This window comes from Psychroflexus salarius, assembly GCF_900129035.1.
Classification (GTDB): Bacteria; Bacteroidota; Bacteroidia; order Flavobacteriales; family Flavobacteriaceae; genus Psychroflexus; species Psychroflexus salarius.
In genome coordinates, this window is the sequence record NZ_FQTW01000005.1 from 136,094 (window position 1) to 149,403 (window position 13,310).

11 protein-coding genes are annotated in these 13,310 nt (G+C 33.1%); 3 read left to right on the plus strand and 8 right to left on the minus strand.

Annotated features, from left to right (window positions below):
- Window positions 1-13: 13 nt before the first annotated feature.
- The 6 genes from proC to tamL form a co-directional block, all read right to left on the minus strand.
- Entirely contained in the window at window positions 14-817 is an 804-nt protein-coding gene (gene proC, locus BUB82_RS07760; protein ID WP_073193047.1) for a pyrroline-5-carboxylate reductase, read from the minus strand.
- Window positions 818-1,035: 218 nt separating this feature from the next.
- On the minus strand, window positions 1,036-3,177 hold the full coding sequence (locus tag BUB82_RS07765; protein WP_073193048.1) for a polyribonucleotide nucleotidyltransferase: 2,142 nt from the start codon (window positions 3,175-3,177) through the stop codon (window positions 1,036-1,038).
- A 121-nt stretch (window positions 3,178-3,298) separates the two neighbouring features.
- Entirely contained in the window at window positions 3,299-3,568 is a 270-nt protein-coding gene (rpsO, locus tag BUB82_RS07770) for a 30S ribosomal protein S15 (protein WP_073193049.1), read from the minus strand.
- 96 nt (window positions 3,569-3,664) lie between these two features.
- The gene (gene accD, locus BUB82_RS07775; RefSeq protein ID WP_073193050.1) at window positions 3,665-4,522 is read right to left on the minus strand and encodes an acetyl-CoA carboxylase, carboxyltransferase subunit beta; all 858 of its coding nucleotides are present in this window, start codon (window positions 4,520-4,522) and stop codon (window positions 3,665-3,667) included.
- 9 nt (window positions 4,523-4,531) lie between these two features.
- Window positions 4,532-5,599, minus strand: coding sequence for a class II fructose-bisphosphate aldolase (gene fbaA / locus BUB82_RS07780; protein ID WP_073193051.1), 1,068 nt, complete (start codon window positions 5,597-5,599; stop codon window positions 4,532-4,534).
- 43 nt (window positions 5,600-5,642) lie between these two features.
- Window positions 5,643-8,171 (minus strand): translocation and assembly module lipoprotein TamL, encoded by a 2,529-nt coding sequence (gene tamL / locus BUB82_RS07785; RefSeq protein WP_234949773.1) that lies wholly within the window; start codon window positions 8,169-8,171, stop codon window positions 5,643-5,645.
- A gap of 27 nt (window positions 8,172-8,198) precedes the next feature.
- On the opposite strand from tamL, the gene BUB82_RS07790 reads away from it, so the two are divergent.
- The gene (locus BUB82_RS07790; RefSeq protein WP_073193053.1) at window positions 8,199-8,939 is read left to right on the plus strand and encodes a TrmH family RNA methyltransferase; all 741 of its coding nucleotides are present in this window, start codon (window positions 8,199-8,201) and stop codon (window positions 8,937-8,939) included.
- Here the strand turns inward: BUB82_RS07790 and porT are convergent.
- Window positions 8,926-9,618 (minus strand): type IX secretion/gliding motility protein PorT/SprT, encoded by a 693-nt coding sequence (gene porT, locus BUB82_RS07795; protein ID WP_073193054.1) that lies wholly within the window; start codon window positions 9,616-9,618, stop codon window positions 8,926-8,928. The two genes, BUB82_RS07790 and porT, sit on opposite strands and share 14 nt — an antisense overlap.
- A gap of 5 nt (window positions 9,619-9,623) precedes the next feature.
- Window positions 9,624-10,352 carry a bifunctional demethylmenaquinone methyltransferase/2-methoxy-6-polyprenyl-1,4-benzoquinol methylase UbiE gene (gene ubiE / locus BUB82_RS07800; RefSeq protein ID WP_073193055.1) on the minus strand — a complete coding sequence of 243 codons (729 nt, stop codon included), beginning with the start codon at window positions 10,350-10,352 and terminating at the stop codon, window positions 9,624-9,626.
- Between the two features lie 96 nt (window positions 10,353-10,448).
- Here ubiE and trkA point away from each other — a divergent pair, with 96 nt between their 5' ends.
- Window positions 10,449-11,798 carry a Trk system potassium transporter TrkA gene (gene trkA, locus BUB82_RS07805; protein ID WP_073193056.1) on the plus strand — a complete coding sequence of 450 codons (1,350 nt, stop codon included), beginning with the start codon at window positions 10,449-10,451 and terminating at the stop codon, window positions 11,796-11,798.
- Complete coding sequence (locus tag BUB82_RS07810) at window positions 11,798-13,294, plus strand: TrkH family potassium uptake protein (RefSeq protein WP_073193057.1); 1,497 nt, start codon at window positions 11,798-11,800, stop codon at window positions 13,292-13,294. Before trkA ends, BUB82_RS07810 begins: the two co-directional genes overlap by 1 nt.
- The last annotated feature ends 16 nt before the right edge of the window (window positions 13,295-13,310 follow it).

A 13,310-nucleotide genomic window follows, 5' to 3' on the forward strand; every position in this document is an offset into this window, starting at 1 on the left:
AAAGTATTGTTAGTTATGATTCGCCTAATTCAACCGCTTTATTAAAAGCAGCAAATGCAGCATCTTTTATTAATTGATTGACATTATTATCATCCATAGAGTCTAAAGCAGCTCTAGTTGTACCGCCTTTTGAAGCAACACGATCCATCCAAGTTTCTGGAGAAAGGTCAGACTCATTAAATAATTGTACAGCACCTTCAAATGTGTTTGAGACTAAAACTTTAGAATCATTGTCTGAAAAGCCCATTTTTTTAGCTGCTTCTAGCATAGACTGCATGAAGTAAAATATGTAAGCTGGCCCACTTCCAGAAATACCGGTCGATTTATTGATAAATTCTTCATTTTTAACATGTATAGATTCACCAGTTGTATCAAGTAAATTTCTAATCATTAGAAGTTCAACCCTAGAAACTGCTTCAGATTCGGTATAAGACGTAACGCCTTTTCCTACTTTTGCTGGTAGATTAGGCATAGTTCTAATAACTTTTGGAACACCCAAACCATCTATCATAGATTGTATGGTTACGCCAGCCATTAAGGAAACCATGATTTGATGGTTATTTAACATAGGTTTCATCTTTGAAAATAATTCATCAGCATGATAAGGTTTAACACCTATAAAAACGATATCTGCTTTTGGTAAACAATCTTCTAATTTTTCGTATACATCGAAATAAGAAATTTTTTGTAGTGTTTCAATTGTTTCTGAAGATACGTCGTGAATCATTAAATTTTTACGGTTAAGTAATGGAGACTTTGCCATTCCTTCTGAATAGGTGAGTCCCATATTACCTGCACCAATTACTAAAACTTTCATGTTTAGTTATTTTTAATTAATATTTGTTTAAAATGTGCAATTTTCGTGCGAGCTTTATTATCTATACGAATATGCTGCATATTACCGAAAATATACTAAAAAGGCTTAAAAGAGACCAATATTCGTAATAAAACTAACTTAAAGTTAATAAATTATACTGAAATAATGTCAGTTTGAGATTGATGTAATTAAAAAAAGCTCCATTTGGAGCTTTTTATTTAATTATCAGATTTTTTCTGATCTTTTTTTTCTGGTTTTGGAATCAGTGCTTTTCTAGAAACCTTTTCTTTTTTGGTTCTTGGATCAATTCCAAAATATTTGACATCTAACACATCACCAAGGTTTACAACATCGGTAACATTATTAGTGCGTTCCCAGGCTAATTCTGAAATATGTAATAAAACTTCGTTTCCTGGTGCGTCAACATATTCTACAACAGCACCAAAATCTAGGATTTTAATGACTTTAACCTCGTATACTGAGCCTTTTTCTGGTTTAAACAGCATGGCGTCAATTTTACTTAAAACCATGTCAATACCTTCTTGATTAGTTCCTAAAATTTCAACAACGCCTTTTTCATCTACTTCATTGATAACGATAGTTGTTTCAGAGGCTTTTTGTAATTCTTGTATAGTTTTTCCTCCAGGACCAATTAATGAACCGATATAGTCACCAGGAATTGTTCTAGTGATAATTTTTGGTGCATGTGCTTTTACATTTTCATTAGGAGTAGCAATTGTTTCGGTAAGTTTATTTAAGATATGTAACCTGCCTTCACGTGCTTGTTTTAAAGCTTTTATCAAAATTTCGTAAGATAAACCTTTTACTTTTATATCCATCTGGCAAGCTGTGATACCGTCTTCTGTTCCTGTAACTTTAAAGTCCATATCACCGAGATGGTCTTCATCTCCTAAAATGTCAGAAAGTACGGCATAATTTTCACCATCAGTAATAAGTCCCATAGCAATTCCTGAAACAGGTTTTTTAAGCTTAATTCCTGCATCCATTAAAGCCATAGTTCCTGAGCAAACAGTTGCCATTGAAGACGATCCATTAGATTCGAGAACTTCTGATACAACTCTAACTGTATAAGGACAATCTTCAGGGATCATTCCTTTCAATGCTCTTTGTGCTAAATTACCATGACCTATTTCACGTCTTGATGTTCCTCTTATTGGGTAAGCCTCACCAGTACAAAACGGTGGAAAGTTATAGTGTAAGTAAAAAGTTTCTTCGCCTTCATAAGTTGGCGTATCAACAATATTAGCTTCTCTTGATGTACCAAGTGTTACCGTTGCTAGTGCTTGCGTTTCACCTCGTGTAAAAATCGCAGAACCATGTGTTGATGGTAAATAATCAGTCTCGCACCAGATTGGTCTGATTTCATCAAGCTGCCTTCCATCAAGTCTCACTTTTTCATTAAGCGTAAGATCTCGAACAGCTTGTTTTTGTGCTTCACCAAAATACATTGAAATGAGCTTAGCATGTTCTTCAAGTTCTTCTTCTGTAAACATGTCTTTAACCTCATCTTTAACTTCGGAGAAATTTGTTCCGCGATCAAGTTTATTTAAAGCCTGTTTAGCTATATCATAACATTTTTGGTATGCAGCGTCAAAAATTTTAGATTTTAAATCTTCATTTTCTTCGGTTGCTTCATACTCTCGAGTTTCTTTTTTTCCGACTGCTTCAGCTAAATTACGTTGTGCTTGACATTGTTTTTTTATAGCCTCATGAGCAAACTTGATAGCTTCAGCCATTTCTTCTTCAGAAACTTCATCCATTTCGCCTTCAACCATAGATACACTATCTTCTGATGCACCAATGATCATATCTAAATCTGCCTCTTCTATTTGAGCACGACTAGGATTGACAATAAATTCGCCGTTAACACGAATAACTCGTGCTTCTGAAATTGGGTACTCGAAAGGAATATCTGATAGCTGAATGGCAGTTGAAGCTGCTAAACCGGCTAACGCATCAGGCATTACATTGTCGTCATGAGACATCAGCTGAATCATCACTTGCGTTTCATAACGATAATCTTTAGGGAAAAGTGGTCTTAAAGCGCGGTCAACTAGACGCATCACAAGGATTTCTTCGTTACTTGGTCTAGCTTCTCTCTTGAAGAATCCACCTGGATATTTACCAGATGCGGCGAATTTTTCACGATAATCTACTGTGAGTGGGAAAAAGTTCATTGTGCTCGGTGTGTGTGATGATACAACCGTACACAAAAGCATGGCATCGCCCATTCTTACAACAACAGAGCCGTGAGCTTGTTTAGCTAGTTTTCCTGTTTCTAGACTGATGGTTCTACCATCGTCTAAGGTAATAACCTCTTTAAAAGTTTTTGGAATCATAATTTAAATTTTAATGTTCGTTGTTGTGTTGTGGCGAGCTTAAAACTTAATAGAAACTATTCAAAAATGGGAAAGAGGCAATTTATAATAAAAAAAGGGGCGAAAACGCCCCTTTTTAAACTTATTTTCTTAATCCTAAATCTTTAACGATCGCTCTGTAACGCAAAATATCTTTATTTTTAAGATAATTTAAAAGATTTCTTCTTTTACCTACAAGTTTAACTAGCGAGCGTTCAGAATTAAAATCTTTTCGGTTTGTTTTTAAGTGCTTTGAAATGTGATCAATTCTTTTGGTCATCAAAGCGATTTGACCTTCAGCAGAACCTGTGTCTTGTTCGTTCTTGCCAAATTGAGCAAACATTTTGCCCTTTTCTTCTTTTGTTAAGTACATGCCAATATTGTTTCAATAATTATTATGCAATGATAGGTTTTCTATCAAAGTGCAAAAATACACTATTTTTTTATATTCCCTAATTTAAGATTGTTTTTATGCTCTTATTTTCTGATTCTGAATTAAATCTAGGTATAAATTAATTTTATTTTTTAACTCTTTACGATGCGTAATAAAATCTAGAAAACCATGTTCTTGCAAAAATTCAGCCGACTGAAAACCTTCTGGTAAGTCTTTTCCTGTTGTATCGCGTACAACACGAGGACCAGCAAATCCGATTAAAGCACCAGGTTCTGAAATATTAATGTCGCCTAACATAGCAAAAGAAGCTGTTGTGCCACCAGTTGTTGGGTCTGTACAGAGCGAAATGTAAGGAAGTTTTGCTTTAGCTAATTGTGCTAATTTAACTGATGTTTTGGCTAATTGCATTAATGAAAGCGCAGCTTCCATCATTCTAGCACCACCAGACTTTGAAATAATTACTAATGGTGTTTTATGTTTTAAGGCGTAGTCTACACCTCTAGCGATTTTTTCACCAACAACAGAACCCATTGAGCCGCCGATGAATTTAAAATCCATCGCACAAATTACAATGCTTTTTCCTTTAGATTTTCCCACAGCTATTCTTATGGCATCTTTAAGTTGTGTTTTATCTTCAACTTCTTTTAAGCGGTTTTTGTAAGTCTTAGTGTCCTCAAACTTTAAAGGATCTTTTGATGAAATATTTGCATCAAGTTCATTAAACTTATTGTCATCAAAAAGTATTTCAAAGTATTCTTTACTTCCAATTCTAACATGATAACCATCTTCTGGACTCACATAAAAATTATTGGCTAATTGTTCAGAATCTACAATTTTGCCAGTAGGTGATTTATACCACAAACCTTTTGGGACATCTTTTTTGTCTTCAGTGGCAGTTCTAATTCCTTTCTTCTTTCGCTTAAACCAAGCCATACTCCAAGTTTATAAAGTATTAATATTATTTAAATCTTCAAATGCTTTTTTAAGGCGTTCTACAAAAGTTTTTTCGCCTTCACGTAACCATTTTCTTGGGTCGTAATATTTTTTGTTAGGAACATCATCACCTTCAGGATTACCGATTTGTGTTGCCAAATAATCGGCTTTAGACTTCATATAACCTCTAATGCCAACTGTAAATGCGTACTGTAAATCAGTATCAATATTCATTTTGATGACACCATAACCAATTGATTCTTGTATTTCAGCTTCTGTTGAGCCGCTTCCACCGTGGAATACAAAGTCAATATGATTGTGCTCTACATTGTATTTTTTTGAAATATAGTCTTGTGAGTCACGTAGTATTGTTGGTGTCAGTTTTACGTTTCCTGGTTTATAAACACCATGAACATTTCCAAATGCCGCTGCAATAGTAAATTGATCAGAGATTTTACTTAACTCTTCATAAGCATAGGCAACTTCTTCAGGTTGAGTGTATAATTTTGAGACATCTACATCTGAATTATCAACACCATCTTCTTCACCACCAGTGACGCCTAATTCAATTTCGAGCGTCATTTCCATTTCTTTCATTCGACCTAAGTAGCGCTTACAAATGTCTATATTTTCTTCTAAAGGTTCCTCTGAAAGATCAATCATATGGGAGCTAAACAAAGGTTTACCATGTAATTTATAAAATTTTTCACCTTCATCAAGCAAGCCATCTATCCATGGCAATAATTTTTTTGCACAATGGTCTGTATGTAAAATTACTGTTGCACCATAAGCTTCAGCCAGATCATGAACATGTTTTGCACCAGTAGCTGCGCCTAGAATAGCCGCTTTTTGGTCATCGTTTGATAAGCCTTTACCGGCGTTAAATTGTGCACCACCATTAGAAAATTGAATAATTACAGGTGAGTTTAAACTAGCTGCAGTTTCTAATACAGCATTAATTGTATTTGATCCTACAACATTAACCGCAGGTATTGCGTAATTGTTTTCTTTTGCGTGGTTAAAGATTTCTTGAACCTGATAACCAGTTGCAACTCCTGGTTTGATATGATGTGCCATAAATTATAAGTTTTAAATTGTAAAATTAAGAAATTATAATGGTCTAAAATGGATAATTGATTCCAAAATTATAAATCACATTACTGAAGTTATAGTTTTTAAACCATTTCTGGTTGACGTTTCCAGGGTTATAAGTTTTAAATCCTAAGTCAACACGAAGTACAAAAAAGCTTAAATCGTATCGTAAACCAAATCCTGATGCAATAGATAAATCTTTTAAATCTTCTAAGCCGTCAAAACGAGCATCTGGATCATTAACATTGTCAAGCGCATTCCAAATATTACCTGCGTCTACAAAAAATGCAGAATTTAAACTCCCAAATAAATTAAAGCGAAACTCAGCATTAAAGGCAAGTTTAAAGTTTGCTTCATTAAATTCGTTGATACCATTAGTTTTTCCAGGGCCTAAATCGTATGGTCTCCAACCGCGATTGTCATTAGGACCACCAGCAAAAAAACTTTTTGCAAAGGGAATTGAGTTACTGTTTCCTAAAGGTATGGCAATCCCTGCAAAAGCTCTGGTGGCTAAAATTTTACCATCATCAAAATCCCAATGTTTAATGAAACTAAGTTCAGGTTTTATATATTGAGAAAATTGAACATTAAAAAGATCATAATTACCGTTTTGATTTTCATTTAAGTTCAGTGGTTGCGCTAGTAATGACAATAAATTACCAGATAATTCAATTCTTGCCCTAAATTGTGAAAAATCATTATCATAAATACTTTTCTTAGAACTGAAGTTATAGGTGTAGTTTGATGCTACAATTAAGTTGTTTTCAGTTAATCGTTCCTGCCGTTCTATAATTGCATTCGCATCTGTTAATTCTTCAGTAGTTAAAGCAACTTGATTAGATTCTATTAACGAAATAAACTGTTTAGTACCTGAAGGAATTAATAAATCACCAGAATCGCTGAATAATTCATTTGAAACTTGAGCAGAATTAGTTTGTGCAATTGAATTGAGTTGTTGAAATGAGTTATTAAAGACGTTAAAGTAATTTTGGATATTTAAATGATTTACAAACTGAACATTAATAAGGTCTATGTTATTAGTTATGTTCTTTTTTGGTTTCCAGTTAATACTATAAGTTAGGTTGAAGTTCCTCCGGTCGAGACCAATGTTTTTTTGAGAGCTGAAACCAAGACTGTAACTTGTAAAAGGAGACATGTCACTTTTTATAAATCGATCTGTATTGAATGGAAATATAATTCTCGGAAAACTTAATCTCAAATCAAAACCATACTCAAAAATATCAAAAAACTGATCGTCTTGAGAGGCATCTTTAGACGATCCAAAATTTCCACGACCGGATAATTCAAGTGTTTCTGCATTTCTAAATAAATTCCTTGCGAGTAAGGATCCGTTAAAACCAATACCAAATTCTTGAATGTTACTTTGTGAAGCATTAGTTTGCAAGTTAAGAGAGAAACGTTTTTTAGGGGTTAAAAATATATTAGATATTAGTTTAGTTGAATCTTCAGGATCTACAACGTACTGAATATTTGGATATTTAAAAATTCTTGTATTGTAAATACGGTTGTAGGTTTTGCTATTTTTATTATCACTGTATAGTTGGTTTTTTTCAATAAAAATTAGATCTGATAAAACTTCAGGCCTTACATTTACTTTTTTTCCAAAACTATAAAAGTTATAATTTTTAAAACTTGTGCTATCTTGAACTCTTTTGGTATTAATATCATTTTTTAAATCTGTAATAACATTTACTTCAGCGATTTTATAAGCAGTAAAATCAATTTTAACAGTGGTATCGGTTAATCGTTTATTTCGATTATCAATAACCAGTTCAAGGTTAATTTTATGGTCTGTGTTTATGGTATCGGCATAATAACTTATATAATCTTGTTCAAAATTATAATAGCCATGATTTCTTAAGTAGTTAGTAATTCGGTTACGTTCCTTTTCAAAATTTTCAGTGATAAAAGGTTTATTTAATTTTATAAAAGACGTTTGTTTAGTCTTATCAATTATAGAGTCTATACTTGGTGTGGCAATACGTTGCGATATTGAATCTATAATAGTGACTTGACCGGGATTAATACTATAACTAATTTGGGCCGTTTGATTGATGCTGTCTCGTTTTATGTCATGGCTAACTTTTGCCTCAAAAAATCCGTGATTCCAATACCAAGCCTTGAGTTTATCTTCAGATTCTAAAACTAAGTCTTGTTCGAGTTTAACAGGTGGTTCACCAGACTTTTGAATACCTTTATTTAGATTGATATAAGATTCTCGAAGCTTGTCTAATTGTTTTTGTGAGAGCCATTTTACCAAGCGTTTTTTTCGCTTAGGTTTGTTGTTTAACCAGCGATTAAAATCTTCTTCAGGTTTTTGTTTTGCTAAATTATAAATATGAAGTTTTAATGGAATACCAAAAACTTTTGAGTTGGGCTTTGTTAAAGTGTATTTGTTTAATTGAGATTTAAACTCAGCAGTTGTGTCTAATTCAATAATAGACGACTTTATTAAAAACTCATCTTTTTCGAGATGTTTAATTGAATTACAGGCTGAAAAAAAAATCAATATGAATAGAATTGATATTTTTGTCATCGTATTCACAGTAAATGATTTTATTTTATGCTTAGTAAAAGTCAAATTAAATTAGTTAATAGTTTAAAACACAAAAAATTTAGGCAAAAACACCAATTATTTATTGTTGAAGGCGTAAAAGTAATCAAAGAAATTTTAAAAAGTAACTTAGAAGTTGAAGCTTTATTTGCAACAGTTGACTTATTCTCGTTTAATTCAGAAAACTTTTATTTAATATCAGAAACTGACTTAGCCAAAATCAGTGCTTTGTCAACGCCTCAAATTGCCTTAGCTTTAGTTAAAATTCCTAATAATAAGATAAATGTTCATCAACAAAACAGCTTAACTGTTGCTTTAGATGGTGTTCGTGACCCAGGTAATTTAGGAACAATAATTCGTTTGTGTGATTGGTTTGATGTTTCAACTTTAATTTGTTCTCCCGACACAGTAGATTGTTATAACCCCAAAGTTGTACAAGCAACAATGGGTTCTTTAGTTCGTGTTGATATTGTTTATGAAGACTTAAACCAAGTTTTAACACAAACTAACTTACCAATTTATGGAGCATTTATGAATGCTGAACCTATCTATTCAACCTATTTAGAACGCAATGGAATATTAGTCATGGGAAATGAGGCTAATGGCATTTCAACTGAAATAGAAAACTTAATTACGCATAAAATTAGTATTCCAAAGTTTGGTTCTGCTGAGGTTGAAAGCTTAAATGTTGCCACAGCTACTTCAATTATGTTAAGTGAGTTTAAACGAAATCAATTTACTGAAAAGTGAAGTTAATAAATATACCTCTTGACTTCATCTGTGCAATGTTTGAAGTCCACGGACTGTTAGGGTCATTATCTCTTACCAGTTCATCTGTTAATCCAAAAATACCACGAATAGATGGTGAAAATTTAAAGTATTCTAGATAAAAGTCAATACCAAAACCAACTTCTAAATTTACAACATTCGTCTTCATTCTAAATTCTCCAGCACTATTGTCGTCAGGATTGTCCTCATTGCTGGATAAATTATGAGAAATTGAAGCGCCACCAACTAAAAAGGGTTTAAAATTATTAATTCGTTTTGAAGAAAATTTTACAAGTAGCGGTATGTGAACATAAGATGATTTAACTTCTCTAATCGCCTCAAATTCTTCATTAAATCCTGGAAATTCTAGAGTTCTATTAGCAAAAGCAACGCCAGGTTCAAGTCTTAAATCTATGTAATCATTAATTCTTAAATTTCCAACCAAACCCACATTAAATCCCATATTTCTAGTCACTAGAACTTCAGCATTAATGTCTTTGTAGCGGGTATTAAATCCATAATTATTAAAACCAAGATAATAGCCCCAAGACCAACGCTTCTTATCTATATTTTCCCGATTTAAAACACGTTCTTTTGAAAATAACTGTGCTTGTGATTGGTATGTAAAACATACTATAAGTACAAATAATAACTTCTTCATGAAAATTATTTTGATGCTGTGTATATTGTTGCTGCCCCGAAAGTTTGAGGCTTAAACTCTACATTTGTAAACCCATTTTTTTCTAAAATATTGCATAATTTTTTACCATACGGAAATTTAGATGCACTTTCACTTAAATACTGATATGCACTTTTATCTTTAGAAAATAACCGACCAATCATTGGTAAAATAAATTTTGTGTAAACGGCATAGCCTTGTTTAAATGGAAACTTGCTAGGGACAGAAGTTTCTAGAATTACAAAAACCCCATTTTTTCTCAGTACACGCTGTATTTCAGATAAACCTTTGTCTAAATTTTCAAAGTTTCTAACGCCAAAAGCAACTGTTATTGCATCAAAACTATTGTCGCTATATGGAAGTTTTTCAGAGTCGGCTTGTACCATTTCAATCCGATTTTGTAACTTTTTCTGGTTTATTTTTTGTTGCCCAACACTTAACATTCCAGCTGAAATATCTAATCCTACAATTTTTTCAGCTTTAGAGTCAGCTAGAGCAATTGCAAGGTCACCTGTGCCAGTAGCAATATCTAAAATGCTTTTCGGTTTAGAGTCTTTTACTATTTTGATCACTTTTTTACGCCAAGCTAAATCTGTTCCAAATGAAATTACTCTATTTAAATCGTCGTATCCAGTTGAAATATTATCAAACATTTGTTCAACCTGCTGCTTTTTCTTTAACTCAGAATTTTTATAAGGTTTTACTTCTTTTGCCATCAAGACTTTTTCTGCAAAGATAATTTTTAAATACAATCTAAATATTTTATACTTTAATTTTCTCATTCTCTTAATAATATCTGTTAAATTTGCTGTATGAAAATATTAATTGCAGGAGCAGGAGAAGTTGGTTATCATCTTGCTAAGCTTTTCTCTTACGAATCTCATGATATAACTTTAATCGATGTGGATGAAGAACGTTTAGCTTATGCGGATAAACATCTTGATATTAGAACATTAGAAGGCGATGCTACCTCACCAACCAAATTGATAGAAGCCAATGTTGAAGTTACCGATTTGGTAATCTCTGTAACTTCAAACCAATCAATAAACATTACAGTTTGTGTTTTTTCTAAACAATTAGGTTGTAAGCGAACAGTCTCTCGTGTTTCTAACGACGACTTGATTAAAAATAAAGATCGCTTAGATATCAAGAGTTTAGGTATCGATGAGGTTATTTCACCTGAAGCTTTAGCTGCTGAAGAAATGCACTTATTGTTAAACCAATCAGGATTTACAGATACCTTCGAGTTTGAAAATGGCGCTTTAAAAATGATAGGTTTAACCTTACGATCTAAAGCAGCATTTATAGGTAAAACTGTACAAGAAGCTGCTAAAGTTTATCCAGGTATTCATTTTGTGCCAATAGCCATGCAGCGTTTTGGTACTCAATATACCATCATACCACGAGGCGATACTGAGTTTAAACGTGGAGATCGTGTGTATTTTGTCACGGACGACGAAGGTCTTGAAGAGCTTTATAAACTAACAGGCGCTGAAAAAAGAGTTATAAAAAATGTTATGATTCTAGGCGGTAGCAATATTGGTCGAACACTAGCAAGCCAATTGAGCAGCAATAATTATAATGTCAAGCTAATTGAAAAAAATGATAAAAAGGCTTTACAAATTGCTGACAGCCTTCCTAATATATTAGTTATTAATGAAGATGGGAGAAACGTAGGACTACTTGAAGAAGAGAATATTGAAAAAATGGATGCTTTTATAGCAGTGACCGAAAACTCTGAAACAAACATCATGTCTTGCCTTGTGGCCAATACTAAAAACGTTAAAAAAACAATTGCCTTAGTTGAAAATATGGATTATTTTCAACTGAGCCATAACATTGGTATCAACTCTTTAGTCAATAAAAAATTGATAGCAGCCAATAATATTTTTAGATACATTCGTAAAGGAGATTTAGTGGCGATGACTAAACTCAATAACATGAATGCAGAGTTAATGGAGTTTAAAGTAAAGTCAACTTCATTAGTTTGTGGTAATAGTATTGCTGAAATTGACTTCCCAAGAACGGCGGTCGTTGGTGGTGTAATTAGAGACGGCAAAGGAGAAATTGCGCTTGGTGATTTTGTGGTCAAGGAAGGCGACCATGTTGTGGTTTGCTGCTTACCAAAATCAATTAAACGTGTTGAAAAGCTTTTTTGTTAATGAGATCTATAAATTACAAAATTGTATTTCATACCTTAGGGTTAATCTTAATCTTTAATGGCGCTTTTATGTTAATACCAACATTAACCAGTTGGTATTATGGCGAATCCGAAACTTTGGGGATTGCTTCAGCAGCAATTACAACATTATTTGTAGGCTTCTTAATTATGTTTGTGACCCGTTTTCACGATAAATCAATTCAGCAGAAAGAAGGCTATTTAATTGTAACTTTCAGTTGGATTTTCATGGTGATTAGCGGTATGTTACCTTATATTTTCACGAAATCAATTCCACAGATTACAGATGCGTTTTTTGAAACAATGTCTGGTTATACTACAACAGGATCATCTATTTTAAGTGATATAGAAGTTTTACCTAATGGTATTTTACTTTGGCGAAGCTTAACACATTGGATAGGCGGTATGGGAATAATTGTTTTAGCTGTTGCTATTTTTCCTTTATTCGGAATTGGCGGTATGCAGCTTTTTTCTGCGGAAGCACCAGGTCCAAGTGCTGATAAATTGAAACCAAGAATAGCAGATACAGCCAAACGATTGTGGTTAATTTATCTAGGTTACACCATAGTTGAAGCTATTTTACTTAACATAGCAGGCATGACCCTTTTTGATGCAGTTAATCATGCACTAAGTACCTTATCTACAGGAGGCTTTTCAACTAAAAATGAAAGTTTAGCTTATTGGAATGATCAGCCAATGATTCAATATATTATTATTCTATTCATGTTTTTAGCTGGTACTAACTTTGTAGTAAGTTATTATGGTTTTAAACTGAACTTTAGAAAAGTATTAGCTAATGAAGAGTTTAAGGTTTTTACAATTTTTGTTGTTGTTTTTACAACTTTAGCAACCCTATTAATTTACTTTCAAGCAGATGTAAGCTTTTCATCAGTAAATCACCCTGAAGTTCTTGGTGCTTTTGAAAGTGCATTTAGGCATGCTATTTTCCAGGTTTTGGCCATTATAACCACAACAGGATTTGTCTCTGCTGACTACACAATGTGGGTACCATTTTTAACAGTAATGTTTTTTGGTTTATTTTTTCTAGGTGGTTCAGCAGGCTCAACTTCAGGAGGCGTTAAAGTTGTAAGACATTTAATTATGATTAAAAATGGAATCCTTGAATTTAAGCGAATATTACATCCTAATGCCGTTTTGCCGGTAAGATACGCGAAACGTGCTGTTAATTCTCAAATTGTATATAACATTTTAGGATTTTTTATTTTGTACATGCTATCATTTATTATTGGTGCTGTTGTACTTGGTGCTTTAGGCTTAAACCTTGAAACCGCTATTGGAGGTGCTGCCTCTTCACTTGGTAATGTGGGGCCAGCTTTTGGTGAGTTAGGACCAGTAGATAATTATTCGGCCTTACCGACTGCTGCAAAATGGTGGTGTAGCTTCTTGATGCTTATTGGCAGATTAGAATTGTTTACCGTACTGATTATATTAACTCCATTTTTTTGGCGTGATCGTTAATTATAATTTCAGGTTT